Annotated in this window: 14 protein-coding genes; 7 read left to right on the top strand and 7 right to left on the bottom strand. The window is 64.4% G+C overall.

Annotation, left to right across the window (positions count from 1 at the left end):
• Positions 1-2 precede the first annotated feature (2 nt).
• Both ACT6QG_RS15755 and ACT6QG_RS15750 read right to left on the bottom strand, forming a co-directional pair.
• On the bottom strand, positions 3-1,115 hold the full coding sequence (locus ACT6QG_RS15755) for an S-(hydroxymethyl)glutathione dehydrogenase/class III alcohol dehydrogenase (protein WP_444978536.1): 1,113 nt from the start codon (positions 1,113-1,115) through the stop codon (positions 3-5).
• 26 nt (positions 1,116-1,141) lie between these two features.
• Positions 1,142-1,468, bottom strand: coding sequence for a metal-sensing transcriptional repressor (locus ACT6QG_RS15750; RefSeq protein WP_444978535.1), 327 nt, complete (start codon positions 1,466-1,468; stop codon positions 1,142-1,144).
• A gap of 218 nt (positions 1,469-1,686) precedes the next feature.
• On the opposite strand from ACT6QG_RS15750, the gene ACT6QG_RS15745 reads away from it, so the two are divergent.
• The gene (locus ACT6QG_RS15745; RefSeq protein ID WP_444978534.1) at positions 1,687-3,915 is read left to right on the top strand and encodes a DUF3141 domain-containing protein; all 2,229 of its coding nucleotides are present in this window, start codon (positions 1,687-1,689) and stop codon (positions 3,913-3,915) included.
• A 42-nt stretch (positions 3,916-3,957) separates the two neighbouring features.
• Here ACT6QG_RS15745 and nhaA read toward each other — a convergent pair whose 3' ends face one another.
• Positions 3,958-5,298, bottom strand: coding sequence for a Na+/H+ antiporter NhaA (gene nhaA, locus ACT6QG_RS15740; protein WP_444978533.1), 1,341 nt, complete (start codon positions 5,296-5,298; stop codon positions 3,958-3,960).
• Between the two features lie 235 nt (positions 5,299-5,533).
• Between nhaA and ACT6QG_RS15735 the strand changes: the two genes are divergently transcribed.
• Positions 5,534-6,685 carry a polysaccharide deacetylase family protein gene (locus tag ACT6QG_RS15735; RefSeq protein ID WP_444978532.1) on the top strand — a complete coding sequence of 384 codons (1,152 nt, stop codon included), beginning with the start codon at positions 5,534-5,536 and terminating at the stop codon, positions 6,683-6,685.
• 243 nt (positions 6,686-6,928) lie between these two features.
• Here the strand turns inward: ACT6QG_RS15735 and ACT6QG_RS15730 are convergent, their stop codons facing one another.
• Positions 6,929-7,069 carry a hypothetical protein gene (locus tag ACT6QG_RS15730; protein WP_444978531.1) on the bottom strand — a complete coding sequence of 47 codons (141 nt, stop codon included), beginning with the start codon at positions 7,067-7,069 and terminating at the stop codon, positions 6,929-6,931.
• Here ACT6QG_RS15730 and ACT6QG_RS15725 point away from each other — a divergent pair.
• The 3 genes from ACT6QG_RS15725 (at position 7,068) to ACT6QG_RS15715 (ending at position 12,098) form a co-directional block, all read left to right on the top strand.
• On the top strand, positions 7,068-8,132 hold the full coding sequence (locus ACT6QG_RS15725) for an HlyD family secretion protein (protein WP_444978530.1): 1,065 nt from the start codon (positions 7,068-7,070) through the stop codon (positions 8,130-8,132). The two genes, ACT6QG_RS15730 and ACT6QG_RS15725, sit on opposite strands and share 2 nt — an antisense overlap.
• A gap of 92 nt (positions 8,133-8,224) precedes the next feature.
• Entirely contained in the window at positions 8,225-10,918 is a 2,694-nt protein-coding gene (gene rbbA, locus ACT6QG_RS15720) for a ribosome-associated ATPase/putative transporter RbbA (protein WP_444978595.1), read from the top strand.
• 1 nt (position 10,919) lies between these two features.
• Positions 10,920-12,098, top strand: a complete 1,179-nt coding sequence (locus tag ACT6QG_RS15715) for an ABC transporter permease (RefSeq protein WP_444978529.1) — start codon at positions 10,920-10,922, stop codon at positions 12,096-12,098.
• A 24-nt stretch (positions 12,099-12,122) separates the two neighbouring features.
• Here ACT6QG_RS15715 and ACT6QG_RS15710 read toward each other — a convergent pair whose 3' ends face one another.
• From ACT6QG_RS15710 to ACT6QG_RS15700, 3 genes are all read right to left on the bottom strand, one after another.
• Complete coding sequence (locus ACT6QG_RS15710) at positions 12,123-12,569, bottom strand: RrF2 family transcriptional regulator (protein ID WP_444978528.1); 447 nt, start codon at positions 12,567-12,569, stop codon at positions 12,123-12,125.
• 77 nt (positions 12,570-12,646) lie between these two features.
• Complete coding sequence (locus ACT6QG_RS15705; protein WP_444978527.1) at positions 12,647-13,246, bottom strand: septation protein A; 600 nt, start codon at positions 13,244-13,246, stop codon at positions 12,647-12,649.
• A gap of 142 nt (positions 13,247-13,388) precedes the next feature.
• Entirely contained in the window at positions 13,389-14,060 is a 672-nt protein-coding gene (locus ACT6QG_RS15700) for a biosynthetic peptidoglycan transglycosylase (RefSeq protein WP_444978526.1), read from the bottom strand.
• A 202-nt stretch (positions 14,061-14,262) separates the two neighbouring features.
• Here ACT6QG_RS15700 and ACT6QG_RS15695 point away from each other — a divergent pair, with 202 nt between their 5' ends.
• Both ACT6QG_RS15695 and apaG read left to right on the top strand, forming a co-directional pair.
• A complete protein-coding gene (locus ACT6QG_RS15695; RefSeq protein ID WP_444978525.1) occupies positions 14,263-15,222 on the top strand; it encodes a polyprenyl synthetase family protein in 960 nt (319 codons plus the stop codon).
• A 153-nt stretch (positions 15,223-15,375) separates the two neighbouring features.
• A complete protein-coding gene (apaG, locus tag ACT6QG_RS15690; RefSeq protein WP_444978524.1) occupies positions 15,376-15,768 on the top strand; it encodes a Co2+/Mg2+ efflux facilitator ApaG/CorD in 393 nt (130 codons plus the stop codon).
• The last annotated feature ends 3 nt before the right edge of the window (positions 15,769-15,771 follow it).

Here is a 15,771-nt window from a genome sequence, read left to right as displayed (position 1 = left end):
CCTCAGAACTTCACGACGGAGCGGATGGACGAACCTTCGTGCATCAGGTCAAACGCGGTGTTGATCTCTTCCAGCGGCATGATGTGGGTGATGAGATCATCAATGTTGATCTTGCCCTCCATGTACCAGTCGACAATCTTCGGCACATCGGTGCGCCCGCGCGCGCCGCCGAAAGCCGAGCCCTTCCACACGCGCCCGGTGACGAGCTGGAACGGCCGGGTGGCAATCTCCGCACCGGCCGGCGCAACGCCGATGACCACAGAGGTGCCCCAGCCGCGATGGCAGGATTCCAGCGCCTGCCGCATCACATCCACATTGCCGGTGCAGTCGAAGGTGAAGTCCGCGCCGCCATCTGTGGCATCCACCACCGCCGCCACCACCTTGTCCGCACCCACTTCGCGCGGATTGATGAAGTGGGTCATGCCGAACTTCCTGGCGATCTCGACCTTGGACGGGTTGATGTCCACGCCGATGATCTTGTCCGCACCCACCATGCGGGCGGCCTGAATGACATTGAGGCCGATGCCACCGAGGCCGAACACCACCACATTCGCGCCCGGCCACACCTTGGCGGTGTAGATCACCGCGCCAACGCCGGTGGTGACGCCGCAGCCGATATAGCAGATCTTGTCGAAGGGGGCGTCCTCGCGCACCTTGGCGAGCGCGATCTCCGGCAGCACGGTGAAGTTGGAGAAGGTGGAGCAGCCCATATAATGGAAGACCTCGCCACCATCACAGGAGAAGCGCGAGGTGCCATCCGGCATCAGGCCCTGCCCCTGCGTGGCGCGGATGGAGGTACACAGATTGGAGCGCTGCGACAGGCAGGTCTTGCACTGGCGGCACTCGGGCGTATAGAGCGGAATCACATGGTCGCCGGGCCTCAAGGTGGTGACGCCCGCGCCCACCTCACGCACGATGCCCGCGCCCTCATGGCCGAGAATGGCGGGGAACTTGCCTTCGGAATCAAGGCCGGAAAGAGTGTAAGCATCGGTATGGCACACGCCGGTGGCCATGATTTCCACCAGCACTTCGCCAGCCTTGGGGCCGCCGATTTCCACGGTTTCGATGGTGAGCGGCTTGTTGGCCTCCCATGCAACGGCTGCGCGCGACTTCATGGCCTGTGTCCTTCTGTACGGAACGATTATTTCAGATAGGTGCGGATGATGCGCATGATCTGCTCGATCTCCTCATGCGCATCGAATGGGGCTATCCCCTGTTCCGGTGCGGCGGGCCCGGCCTGAGATGCGGCCTGGGGTGCGGCTCCGGTCTGGATGAATGTCTCCCGCAGATGGCTTTCCAGCACATCCGCCATCAGCCCGTTGGCTGCCCCGCGCAATGCCGCGATCTGCTGAAGCAGCGCCCCGCATTCCGTCCCCGCATCAACAGCGCGCTCCAGCGCCTCCGCCTGCCCGCGAATGCGCTTGAGGCGGGTGAGCACCTTCTTCTTTTCCTCAGGACTGTGGGGCATCCTTCAACCATACTGGGGGAGAGTATCTTGCCTGCCCTGTGACTATATACTGCACGGGAGTATGGCAAGGATATTTTGCGGAACCGTCGTCAAATCCTGCCATCCTCACGGCACAAAGCAGAGCTATTCTATAGTTCTCATCATGGCTCCGCTTGTGCCGGCCCTTCTGCTATCATGGGCCGGAACGGACTGCGGAAGAGACAGGGAGTTCCCTCACCATGCCACAGATCACGCCCGCGCCAACTTCCAGACTGATCGAGAAATCCTTGCAGGACTTCGGCGGGATGACCACCGCCGCATCCGCCTATCTCACGGATGCCTGGCAGCGTGGCATTCTCTATGCCGATGTCCGGCGCCAGCGGGGGGACCAGTATCGCGCCCATATGGCCGAGACCGTACCCAATGTGCTGAACTTTCCCGCCACCCCCATCATGCTGGGCCTGGACCTGCCGCGGCCGGTGAATTACGGGCTGGTGCGCATTCCCGCCCCCGATGACATTCCCACCGACCCGACAAAGCGCCCCTTCGTGATTGTCGATCCGCGCGCCGGGCATGGCCCCGGCATTGGCGGCTTCAAGCCGGACAGCGAGATTGGCGCGGCGCTGCAGGCCGGGCACCCCTGCTATTTCATCGGTTTTGGCCCCTATCCCGTACCCGGGCAGACGGTTGAGGACGTGATGCGGGCGGAAGCCGCCTTTCTGGAAAAGGTGATCTCCCTGCACCCGGACTGCGGCAAGCCGGCGGTGATCGGAAACTGCCAGGCCGGCTGGCAGATCCTGATGACGGCGGCCATGCGTCCGGAACTGTTCGGCCCCATCATTGTCGCCGGTGCGCCGCTTTCCTACTGGGCGGGCTGGAAGGGCAAGAACCCCATGCGCTACAGCGGCGGCATGCTCGGCGGAAGCTGGATGACCGCGCTGGCCGGGGATCTGGGCCACGGCCATTTCGATGGCGCATCCCTCGTGCAGAACTTCGAGAATCTCGACCCGGCCAACACCTTCTGGAAGAAGAACTACCACCTCTATTCCAATATCGACACGGAGGCGGAGCGCTATCTCGGATTCGAGAAATACTGGGGCGGCCATGTGCTGCTAAATGATGTGGAGATGCAGTATATTGTCGACAACCTGTTTGTCGGCAACAAGCTCTCTTCGGCCGAGCTGGTCACATCCGACGGCATTCGTCTGGACCTGCGCAATATCCGTTCGCCCATCGTGGTGTTCTGCTCCATGGGTGACAATATCACCCCGCCCCCGCAGGCCCTGGGCTGGATCACCGACCTGTATGAGAACGATGACGATGTGCTGGGCCACAACCAGACCATCGTCTATGCGATGCATGAGAGCATCGGCCATCTGGGCATCTTTGTTTCCGGCTCTGTCGGGCGCAAGGAGCACCGCAAGTTCGCCAGCAATATCGAGCTCATCAACCTGATGCCGGCCGGGCTCTACCAGGCCGTGATCAGCGAGCCGGAAGGGGATGACTGCACGGCCGGCGGGCAGGACTACACCATGGCCATCGAGCGGCGCGACCTTGATGATGTCCGCAAGATCGTCCAGCCCGACGAGGAAAGCGACCGACGGTTCGCCACCCTCGCCCGCATCTCGGACATCAATCTGGGTCTCTACCGCAATTTCATGCAGCCCTGGGTGCGGATGATGGTGACATCCCAGACCGCCCAGATCATGCAGAAGCTGCACCCGCTGCGCATTTCCTATGAATACTGGTCTTCGCAGAATCCAATGGCGCGCCTGAACGAGCAGGCCGCACAGCATGTCCGCGAGAACCGTCGCCCTGTCGGGGAGGACAATCTGTTCGTGAAGGTGCAGGAGGATATGTCCGAGCTGATCTCCAGCGCGCTGGATAGCTGGCGGGACATGCGGGACAATGCCTGCGAACGCTGGTTCGAGATCATCTACAGTTCTCCGATCGTCACGGCCCTTTCCGGCCTTGACGCCCATCCCGGGCAGGCGGTGCGGCCGCATCCGGGTGTTTCCCCGGAATACCGGGCCTTTGTCGCCCGCGAGCTGGAGGCCCTGCACGCCGAGGCGGAAGAAGGCGGGCTGCTGGAAGCGGGCATCCGCGCCCTCTCCTATATCAATGCGGACAGCCTGAGGGTGGATGAGTGCCAGTACAATCTGGCCTTTGAACTGCGCCCCAATCTGCGCGACCTGTCACCGGAAACCTTCCGCGACATCATTCGCCGACAGGCCGTCATCATGATGACGGCGCAGGATGCCGCCCTTGCCGCCATGCCTGCCCTGCTGGCCCGCGCCAGCGCACAGGATATCCGCGAGGTGACCCGCATCATCGAGCTGTTCGATACGGTTGGCGCAAAGCCGACAGAGCAGGAACAGTCCCGCCTGCAGGAAATGCTGACGGTGTTCAGGGAAGCCGCCCGCCGGCAGGAGACATCGAGCACACCCAAGGTCGTGCCCCTGAACTAAGCAGATATGAACTCCCGGCAGGTCTCTTGCCGGGAGTTTTTTTCAGCCCGCCTTCCGCACCACAAGAACGCCCCAGGACAGGCCGGCCACCGCCGCGATCACCGATCCCAGAAGCACGCCCAGCTTGGCCGCGCCCAACAGGCTCGCATCGCCGAAGGCCAGCATGGCGATGAAGATCGACATGGTGAAGCCGATCCCCGCCAGAAGGCCGATCAGCACGATGCCGCCCCATGTCACGCCCGGCGGCAGGCGGCACAGGCCAAGGCGCACCATCAGCCAGCTCACCCCGACAACGCCCACCGGCTTGCCAAGCACCAGCGCGATGCCGATCGCCAGCATCACCCCCTGCGGGGCCGGGTCCGAAAGATCCACCCCGCCGATACTGACCCCGGCATTGGCCAGGGCGAACAGCGGCATGATCCCAAAGGCCACCCAGGGATGCAGCGCCATCTGCACCCGCGTCACCGGCGGCAGCATTTCACGCTGGGCCCGCCGGATCTGGCGCAGGGGAGCGGCCATATGGTGCGGGTCCGCCGTCCCGCCGCGCCCGGTCAGGGCCTGCACCGTCCGGGCCAGAAGGTCTGCCGGCGCCTCGCCCAGACGCAGGGGACGCACCGGCGTCATCAGGCCCAGAACCACACCGGCGAGGGTCGGATGCGCGCCGGTCATCAGCAGCCCGAACCACAGGAGCGCGCCCGGTGCCACATAGGCAAGGGCGGAACCGATGCCGAGCCCCTGCAGACCAAGAATGAGGACGATTCCGGCGGCGGCAATGAAAAAACCGCCATAATCCAGCCCCCCGGAATAGAAAAAGGCGATGATGAGCACTGCAATGATGTCATCAATAATGGCCAGAGCCAGAAGAAACACGCGGATATTGCCGGGAATGGAGCGCCCCAGCAGCGCCAGAACACCGACAGCAAAGGCGATATCCGTCGCCGTCGGCACCGCCCATCCGGATGCACCGGGGCCTGAGGGGTTCAGCGCCAGATAGACCAGCGCCGGCACGGCCACGCCCCCCAGCGCCGCGGCGATGGGCAAGGCGGCCTGCCGCAGGTCTTTCAAGGCCCCCTCATGCATCTCACGCCTGATTTCCATGCCGACGACAAGGAAAAACACGGTCATCAGCGCATCATTGATCCAGAAATGGAGCGGGCGCTGAAAGACGAAATCCCCCAGCCCGATGGAAAAAGGCATGTGCCAGAGATGATGATAACTTTCCGCCGCCGGGGAATTGGCCCAGGCCAGCGCAAACAGCGCGGCGAGCAGCAGCACGATGCCGCTGGCAGCCTCGACATGAAGGAAACGGTCCAGAGCCTCGAAGGCGCGAGCGGCCAGAATATGGGCGCGCGGCGGCTTCTGCCGGGAAGAGGGTTTGTCCATGGGCACGTGTTCTCCGCGCGGCGGCCCGACCAGCGCTGAGAAAACCTGCCGCACTGCACCATGCAATGGACACCCGCCCCCATTCTTTCCGATTCGCCCCGCAATCTCCAGCCCGGCCCCGCCCGGCGCGTTTTTTCATCATCCTGTGTGATGACGCCGGGACAGCTTCACGATTTATCCATGACTTTGCTGAATGCTTGGAACAGATCTTTTTAGCAGTACAGAAAGTCGCCAAGTGAAACCGCTCCTGCTTCTTTCCGGCTGTCTGGCGCTCGGTGTCGCCGGAGCGGCCTATGCCTTCGGGCCCTCCCTGCCCTTCATCGGCGGGCAGGCCCACGCCGAGGCGCACTCCTCGCCCAAGGCCGTGGCCCTTGCGCACAAGACCTTCATCGTCCAGCCTCCCTCACCGGAGGCGGCGCGTGAGGCCCGCGCGGCCGAGGCCGAGCGCGAAAAGGAACGTGCCATCCTGCTCGCCGCCGTGGAGGTGCGCGAGGCCGCCCGCATCCGCCGCGAAGCCATCGAGAATGCGACAGCGGAAAGCGTGGCCCACAAGCGCCTGCCGGCCTATCGCTCCTTCCAGGTGGACGAGCCCTATATCGCGCTCACCTTCGATGATGGGCCGAACCCTTCCACGACCCCGCGCCTGCTCGATATCCTGAAGGAACGCGGGGTGCGCGCCACCTTCTTCGTGCTGGGCAGCCGCGCCGCCCAGCACCCGGAGCTGCTGCGCCGGATTGCCGAGGAAGGCCACGAGATCGCCAACCACTCGTGGAACCACCCCCAGCTTCCCAAGCTGACCGTTGCGGCTGCCGAAAAGCAGATTACCGATACGGATGACGCCATCTTCAACGCCACCGGCCAGCATGCGGTCTATATGCGCCCGCCCTATGGCGCGATGCGCGGCCCGCTTCAGGATCACCTGAACAAGACGCTGGGCATCAGCTTCATCTACTGGAGCATCGACCCGCTGGACTGGAAGAACCGCGACCCCAAGCTGGTGCATCAGCGTATCGTGGAACAGGCCACCCCCGGGGCGATCGTGCTGGCGCATGACATTCACCCCACCACGGTGGACGCCATGCCGCAGGTGCTGGATGATCTTGCCGCCAAGGGCTACCGCTTCGGCACCCTCTCCCAGATGGTGGAGATGGACAAGGCAAGCAACGGGAAAATGGCCACGGCCCGGGCGGCGAAGTCCGCAGCCGCTCCGGCGCCCGTTGCGCAGGCCCCGCGCGCCGTTGCCAGGCACCAGCCGGTGGAGCGCGCGCCCCAGCCTGCGGCGGCCCAGCGCCCCGCCTCGGACCTTTCCCCGCGGACGGTGACCACCACCTCCATCCGCCCCACGCCATATGCGGCCAACCGGTCCGCCAACAGCGCCCTGTACTGACCGCACCATGCGGGGCCGGCCCATCATCGGCCGGCCCCGCCGCCACCCGGCAGATGGGGCTTCTTGTGATGCCGGCAACCGGCCCACCCCTGCGACCGCGACCGCATGGGCACTGAGGGCGATGCCCTTTGCCGCAGGCACCCATTGTGCACAACTGCCCTCCCGCTCCTTCCCGCCAGACCCGGCTCTTCCGCGCTGCTTATGGGACACAGACGGGGTTTACCGCATCAGGCCGGGCATGTTTCAGCCTTGAGCGAAGCCCTGCACCATAAAGCGTGTGGTAAACCCGCTCTTGTGCTTTTCTTCCGTTTCGCGCATTGACTGAATGGTTCGATCGTCCTTTCTTGGGCGAGACTTGCCATTTCCGGAGAGTTCAAAGCCCATGAAGCGCTCCCTGCTCGCCATTATCCTTGTGGTCGTTCTTGCCCTGCTGTGCGGCGCAGGCGTCTATATTTATTACACCATGTATGCGCGCACCCTGCCGCCGGGCTTCGCCTCGAGCAACGGGCGCATGGAGGCCACGCAGGTTGATGTCGCCACCAAGGCCCCCGGCCGGGTGGAGAGCGTGCTCGTGGAAGAAGGTGACTTCGTCACCAAGGGGCAGATCGTCGCGCAGATGGACGTTGCGGAGACCGTGGCCGCCCTGCGCAGCGCCGAGGCGCAGGCCGCGCAGGCGCGCAAGGCACGCGACCAGGCCACCCATGTCATCGAGCAGCGCAAGGGCGAGATGGAGCTGGCCGCCAAGGAGCTGGGCCGGCAGGAGGCCCTCGTCGTCAAGGGCTTTGCGACCGAGCAGAAGGTGGACCAGTATCGCACCAGCCACACCACCGCGCAGGCCGCCCTGGCCGCGGCGGAAAGCAGCCTTGCCGCCAATGAGGCCGCCATCCGCGCCGCGGATGCGGAAGTGGACCGGCTGCGGCGGCTGGTGGATGACGGCACGCTTGTCGCCACGGTTTCCGGGCGCGTGATCTACCGTCTGGCTGAGCCGGGCGAGGTGCTTGCGGCAGGCGGCAAGGTGTTCACCCTGCTCGATCTGTCCAATGTTTACATGACCGTCTTCCTGCCGGCGGCCGATGCCGGGCGACTGGCCATTGGCAGTGAGGCCCGCCTTGTGCTGGAGCCGCTGCCGGACCGGGTGCTGCCTGCCACGGTGTCCTTCGTCTCCGCCCGCGCGCAGTTCACGCCCAAGCAGGTTGAAACCCGCTCCGAGCGTGACCGCATGATGTTCCGCGTCAAGCTGCGCGTGCCGCAGGCGCTGGTGAATGCGCATCTGGAGCAGGCCAAGACCGGTGTGACGGGTGAGGGCTATGTGCGGGTCGATCCCGATGCCCAGTGGCCCGCATGGCTGGATGCGGGACTGGCCGCCATTCCCGCCGAATCCGACAAGGCGCCTGCCCCCGCACCGGCTGAGGGCGATGTGAAGAAAGACAGAGAGGTTGTGCAGTGACCCACTCCGCCACCGGGGGGCAGCAGGGAACACAGGCAACCGCAGGTGCCGGCGGGGGGGCCCGGGCGTCCAAGGTTCAGGCGTCTCTTGCCCTGAACCTCACCGGCATTCACCACCGCTATGGCCGCCAGATGGCGGTGGACGGGGTGGACCTCACCATTCCCACCGGCGCATCCGTTGCGCTGGTGGGGCCGGACGGGGTGGGCAAATCCACCCTGCTGGGCCTCATCTGCGGCGCCAAGCGTATCCAGACAGGCACTGTCGAGGTGCTGGAGAAGGATATGGCCCAGCGCTACCCCCGGGAGGAGGCGCAGGCCCGCATCGCCTTCATGCCGCAGGGGCTGGGGCGCAATCTCTATCCCAATCTCACCGTCGCCGAGAATATCGCCTTCTTCGCCCGCCTGTTCGGTGAGAATGCCGATATTGGTGGCGAGCGCGTGGCCCCCCTTCTGGCCGCCACCGGCCTCACCCCCTTTACCGACCGGCTGATGCGCAAGCTCTCCGGCGGCATGAAGCAGAAGCTGGGCCTGTGCTGCTCGCTGGTACATGACCCCGACCTGCTGGTGCTGGATGAGCCGACCACCGGTGTCGATCCGCTCTCGCGCCGCCAGTTCTGGGACTTTATCGACATCATCCGCGCCCAGCGCCCCGGCCTGACCCTTCTGGTCGCGACATCGGATATGGACGAGGCTGCCCGCTTCGAACGGGTGGTGATGATGGATTCCGGCCGCATCCTGGCCGATGGTTCGCCCGCCCAGCTGCTGGAGCGCACGGGCGAGAGCAATCTGGAACGCGCCTTCATCGCCCTTCTGCCGGAAGACCAGCGCGGACAGCCGACGACTGACGCCCCCGCCGCTCCCATTCCCCCCGATGCGCCCATCGCCATCGCCGCGCGCGGTCTCACCCGCCGTTTCGGCAGCTTCGTGGCGGTGGACGATGTGAATTTCGACATCCGCCAGGGCGAGATTTTCGGCTTTCTCGGCTCCAATGGCTGCGGAAAATCCACCACCATGAAGATGCTCACCGGCCTGCTGCCGGCGAGCGAGGGTCAGGCCAGCCTCTTCGGCGTGAAGGTGAACCCGAAGGATATCGAGACACGCCGGCGTGTCGGCTACATGTCCCAGGCCTTCTCGCTCTATGGCGAGCTCACGGTGCGGCAGAACATGGAGCTGCATGCCCGCCTGTTCGGGCTGGAACCGGCGGACGCGACAGCACGCCTCGCCACGCTGGAAAAGGATTTCGACCTTTCACCCTATATGGATGCGCTCTCCTCGGGGCTGCCCCTTGGCGTGCGCCAGCGCCTCTCGCTGGCAGTGGCGATCCTGCACCGGCCTGAAATCCTCATTCTGGACGAGCCCACCTCCGGCGTGGACCCGGTGGCGCGTGACAATTTCTGGGACCATCTCCAGCGTCTCTCGCGCGAGGAGAAGGTGACGATCTTCGTCTCCACCCACTTCATGACCGAGGCGGAGCGCTGCGACCGCATCTCCTTCATGCATGCCGGGCGTGTCATCGCCACCGGCACGCCGCAGGAGCTGAAGGACGCCAAGAAGGCCGCCTCGCTGGAGGAAGCCTTCATTTCCTACATGGAAATGGGCGGGCGCGAGGCAGAGACCCATGCCACGCCGCCACCCCCGGCCGATGCCAAGCCCCACAAGCGCCGCCTCTTCTCTCCCGGTCGCGTGGGCGCCTATGCCTGGCGCGAGGCACTGGAGCTGCAGCGAGACCCGGTGCGCCTGTCCTTCGCACTGCTGGGCACTGCCCTGCTGATGCTGATTTTCGGTTTCGGCATCACGCTGGATGTCGACAATCTGCGCTTTGCCGTGCTGGACCGGGACCAGACCCCGGAAAGCCGCTCCTATATTGATGAATATGCGCACTCGCCCTATTTCATCGTCCAGCCCCCGCTTCACAGTCCGGCGGATCTGGAGCGCGGACTCGCCTCCAATGACATCACCTTCGCCATAGAGATACCGCCGGAATTCGGAGCGAATCTGCGCTCCGGCCGCCCGACGGAGGTGCTGGTGACCCTGGATGGCGCAATGCCCTTCCGGGCCGAGACCATTCAGGGCTATGTGCAGGCGGTGCATACGCTTTTTGTGCAAGAGAAGGCGAAGGAAGCGGGCATTGCCATCCCCGTTCCGGCGACGCTGGAGGTGCGGTACCGCTATAACCAGGCCTTCCAGAGCGTGGATGCCATGGTGCCGGCGGTGATCGGCCTGCTGCTCATCTTCATTCCCGCCGTGCTGACGGCGCTCGGGGTGGTGACGGAGAAGGAGCTGGGCTCCATCACCAATCTCTATGTCACCCCCGTCACCAAGCTGGAATTCCTGCTGGGCAAGCAGATCCCCTATGTGGGGCTGGCCTTTTTCAACTTCCTCATGATGACGCTGATGGCGCTGTTTGTCTTTGGCGTGCCGCTGAAGGGCTCCTTCGCCGGGCTGGCGCTGGGCGCGCTGGCCTATGTGCTGGCCACCACCGCCATAGGCCTGTTTGCCTCCACCCTCACCAATACGCAGGTTTCCGCCCTGTTCGGCACCGCCATCGGCACCATGATGCCGGCCAGCCAGTTTTCCGGCCTGCTTCAGCCGGTAGCCACGCTGAGCGGAATGGGATGGGTGATCGGCATTCTCTTCCCCACCACCTATTTCCTGCGCATCAGCATCGGCGCCTTCACCAAGGGGCTGTCCTTCATGGAACTTCTGCCCTTCATCCTCTCCACGCTGGCGTTCTGGCCGGTCCTGCTGCTGGCCGCCCACCTCATCCTGCGCAAACAGGAGACCTGAGATGGCGCAACAGCCCACACCCGGCCATGGCGCCGGCACTGTCACCATGCACCGCAATTCCAGTGCGGCCAATATCCGCCACCTGTTCGGGAAGGAACTGCTCAGCCTGTGGCGTGACAGCGCCCTGCTGATTCTGGTGATCTATGCCTTCTCGCTGGCCATCTATATCCAGGCCAAGGGCATGACCCATGACCTGAATCATGCGGCCATCGCCGTGGTGGACGAGGACAACTCCCCCCTTTCGCAGGTGTTGCTGGATGCCCTCCTGCCGCCCCGCTTCCAGCCCCCCACCGCGCTCGCGCCCGGGGAGGTGGACAAGGAGATGGACGCGGCCCGCTATACATTCGTGCTGAACATTCCGCCGAACTTCCAGGCGGATGTGCTGGCCGGACGCTCCCCCACCGCCCAGTTGCTGATTGATGCCACCGCCCTGATGCAGGCCGGCCTCGGCGCGGGAGAGCTTTCCGCCATCTTCCAGCAGGAGGTGAACAATTTCGTCGCCCGAAATGGGGGCACGATAGAAAACCCGGTGGAACTCCAGATCCGCGCCGCCTTCAATCAGGGGCTGGAATCATCCTGGTTCACGGGCACGATGGGGCTCATTTCCAACATCACCATGCTCTCCGTCCTTCTGGCCGGCGCGGCGCTCATCCGCGAGCGCGAGCATGGCACGCTGGAACATCTGCTGGTGCTGCCGCTGCGGCCATCGCAGATCATGCTGGCGAAGATTCTCGCCAATGGCTCGGTCATCCTGCTGTGCGTGATCTTTGCGGTGCTGGTGGTGCTGCAACTCTGGATGGAGATGCATATTGCAGGCTCGGTGACCCTGTTCCTGTTCGGAACGGCGCTCTACCTGTTCTTCACCGCCGCGCTCGGCATCTTTCTGGGCACCATGGCCGGCTCCATGTCGCAGTTCGGGCTGCTGTTCATCCTTGTGGTTCTGCCCATGAACATGCTTTCCGGCGGCTATACCCCGCTCGAAAGCATGCCCTACTGGCTGCAGAACGTGATGCAGGTCTCGCCCTCCACCCAGTTCGTGGCGCTGGCGCAGGCGATTCTCTATCGCGGGGCGGGTCTGGATATTGTCTGGCCGCACCTGCTCGCCATCTTTGCGGTGGGCGCGCTGTTCTTCGTCTTCGCCCTTGCCCGCTTCCGTTCCTTCCTGGCCTCTCAGCAGTGAGGCCGGGAAGGCGGGCCGGACGGATCAGATATAATCGACGAAGGAGGCGAGCTGCTCCTGCGAGAGGTCCCGCATCTGGGCCAGCGTGTAGGCATCCAGCACCGTGCCCATGGCATCGCGAATGCGCACCATGAGGATGCGGACCTCGCAATTGTCCACGTCGCAATCCTCGCACGGCTCGTAGGAGTTGCGGCTGGCGCAGGGGAAAGGCGCAAGCGGGCCATCCAGCGCACGGATCATCTCACCGACGATGATCTCCTCCGCCGGCTTGGCCAGGCGATAGCCGCCCATCTTGCCCTTCTTGCTGGCCAGAAAGCCGGCATTGCGCAGTTCGCCCAGAATCACGTCCAGAAACTTTTTCGGGATCTGGTTGGTCTCGGCAATCTCCGCCACCTGGGTGGAGGCGCCCGGAGGCAACCGCGCCAGATGAACTGCGGCCTTCAAGCCGTATTTGCCCTTTTTCGTCAGCATTCCTAACCCTCTGGGGGTGCTTGTGGGTGGTCGGGTTGGTGCCTGTCAAGTCCGGAACGGGACAGGTGTCTTGCGCCTTACTCTCCGGCTTCACCCTTCAGCTCGCTGCGGGCCATCAGGGGAGCCTGCAACATGGCGAAAATCACCGTCAAGGGCAGGAAGCCGAAGGTCTTGAAGGCCACCCATGTATCGGTGGAGACAGAGCGGGCGACGACCTCGTTCAGCACCGCCATCACCAGAAAGAAGATGCCCCAGCGCAGGGTCAGCTTGTGCCAGCCCTCATCCGTCAGCTTCATCATGCCATCGAACACATAGGGCATCAGCGGCTTGCGGAAGGCCAGCCCGCCGAGAAGCACCACGCCGAGCGCCAGATAGATCAGCGTCGGCTTGAGCTTGATGAAGTGGTCATCCTGCAGCCACAGGGTCAATCCGCCAAACACGAACACCAGCACCGCCGAAACCAGCGGCATGATGGCCACACGGCGCGCCAGCACCCACATGATGAAGAGCGCGACCAGCGTCGCCACCATGAAGATGCCGGTTGCCATATAGATGCCGGCATAGGAATTGGCGAGGAAGAAGATCACCAGCGGCCCCAGCTCCAGCCCCAGCTTCAGGGCGGGGGAAAGCTTGCGGTGGGCCGGTGCGGTGGTCGCGGCTTTACGGTCATCAGACATGCGGCACGTCATTCATCGGTTGGCGTCTCCCCGCCCAGGGGCCGGTTCAGCGATGCTCGGGGGATGCTCCCGAAAGCGGTGGAACAATTCTGCCTCCACATCTGGCCCCTGTAATCATTTCAATCAAGTGCCAGTTTCAGGATCACCTGTTCGGGGTGACGCAGGATGCCGCCTGAGGACCCGCCCGCACCACCCGGTTCTGAAGGCGTGTGGCGAGGCGGGCAACCACCGTGGAGGGGGCCTCCGCCCGCCGGTGCTTCGGGTTCGGCAGCATCACGGCCAAAAGGGCCGCCTGCCGCGCGCTCAACCTTTCGGGAGGCACGGAGAACGCCTTTTTCGCCCCGGCAGCGATGCCGAACTGCCCCTCCGGCCCCCATTCGGCAATATTGAGATAAATTTCGAGAATCCGCTCCTTGCTCATCACCAGATCGAGCCAGAAGGTCAGCGGTATTTCCAGCAATTTACGGGGAATTTCCGGCTTCTGCCACAGGAACAGGTTCTTCACCACCTGCATGGAGATGGTGGAGGTGCCGCGCATGTCGCTCAAACTGTCCGCCCGCTGCATCATCCGGCGGATTTCGGCGATATCGATGCCCCAGTGCGTGCAGAAGGCGGAATCCTCCGAGGCCACCACCGTGCGGATCGCGACCGGCGAGATGTCCTTGAGCGGGGTCCAGATGCGCTCCACCGGCTGGCCGCTCACCCAGCGCGCGATCATCAGCGTGGAGACAGGATTCACCCAGTTGTAGAGAACGGACAGCACCATGGGCACAAGGATGATGACGCACAGAATGCGGAGCAGCACCTTGCCCATGCCTCTCATCCCTCCTTGCCTTGCCTGTGGAGTGTAAACCAAGGCCGGTTCCTTGCCACTATCGGATGAAGATGGGCTGTAACATGACAAGCCCGGCGACATAACCCGCTGCCTGCATATCGGCACGCAGCGGAACCATTGGCCCCGCCCCGCACAGGCGTGTTAAAGCCTTGCGGATCGAACCGCCCATGGCATGCCTGCCATGGGTCCAGTCCTCGTGAAGCGGGATCTGTCCGTGACCCACGCATTGACCGCCCGGCTTGAAGCCGCCGCCGCCGCAACCGAAAACCGCCTTGCCCGCGCCCTGGCCGATACCCCCCTGCCCGGTGAGCAACAGCGCCCGGAGCGGCTGATGGCAGCCATGCGCCATGGGGCGTTGGCCGGTGGCAAGCGGCTGCGGCCCTTTCTGGTGCTGGAAAGCGCGGCCCTGTTTGGCGTGCCGCAGTCTCGCGCCCTTGCGGCGGCCTGCGCGGTGGAATGCGTGCACTGCTATTCACTGGTGCATGATGATCTTCCGGCCATGGACAATGATGACCTGCGCCGCGGCCAGCCCACTGTTCACAAGGCTTTTGACGAGGCCACCGCGATTCTGGCCGGCGATGCCCTGCTCACCCTTGCCTTCGACCTGCTCTGCGACGAGGAGGCCCACCCCAGCCCCCGGGTCCGCATTTCCCTGGTGCGGGCGCTGGCCCGGGCCGCCGGCATGGGCGGCATGGTGGGGGGACAGATGCTGGACCTGACGGCGGAGGGCCGCTTCGCCAATGGCATGCCCCTGCCCCTTTCCCCTGAGGAGATCATTGCGCTTCAGGCGATGAAAACCGGAGCCCTTCTCACCGTTTCCTGTGAGGCCGGGGCCATACTGGGCGAGGCCGCCCCGCAGGAGCGCGCCGCGCTGGTGGCCTATGGGCAGGCGCTGGGCGCCGCCTTCCAGATCGCCGATGACATTCTGGATGTGGAAGGCTCGGCCGAAGCCATGGGCAAGAAGGTGGGCAAGGATGAAGCGGCCGGCAAGGGCACGCTGGTCTCCACCCTTGGGCTGGAAGGGGCCCGCGCACGCCTTGCCCTGTGCGTAGAGCAGGCCGAAGCGGCACTCGCCCCCCTCGGCGCCCGCGCCGGGACGCTTGTGGAAACAGCCCGCTACGTCGCCACCCGCCAGAGCTGAGCCCCCTGCGCCCCATGCCTTTCGTGCCTGCACTGTGCTATGGTCCGCGGCATTTCGCATCATCCGGCGCGCAAATCCTGCGCCCGTATGGCTTTCATCTTGCGTCCCGGACGGGCGGCCCTTGCCGCCCGCCGTGAAGGAGACGGATCGGGCATGTACCGCGCCACCACCCGGCATATTCAGGTCACGGTCACGCCGCGTTATGTGGCGGAACGCTCTGCGCCCGAACAGAACCGCTATTTCTGGGCCTATACGATCGAGGTGGTGAATCTGGGAACCACCACCGTGCAGCTCAAGGCCCGCCACTGGATCATCACCGATGCCCTGGGGCGTGTGGAGGAAGTGCATGGCGCGGGCGTGGTGGGCGAGGAGCCCGTGCTCCCTTCGGGCGGGCATTTCGAATATACCAGCGGCGTGCCCCTCTCCACGGCCACGGGGATCATGCACGGAAGCTATGATATGATCTGCGAGAGCGGGGAGCGCTTCAGCGTGGAGGTACCCGCCTTCTCGCTGGACCTGCCCGATGCAAGACGCACCCTGAACTGAGCG

The sequence above is a fragment of the Haloleucobacter ellipsoideus genome (genome assembly GCF_052491725.1).
This window is presented reverse-complemented; position numbering and strand designations above follow the sequence as displayed.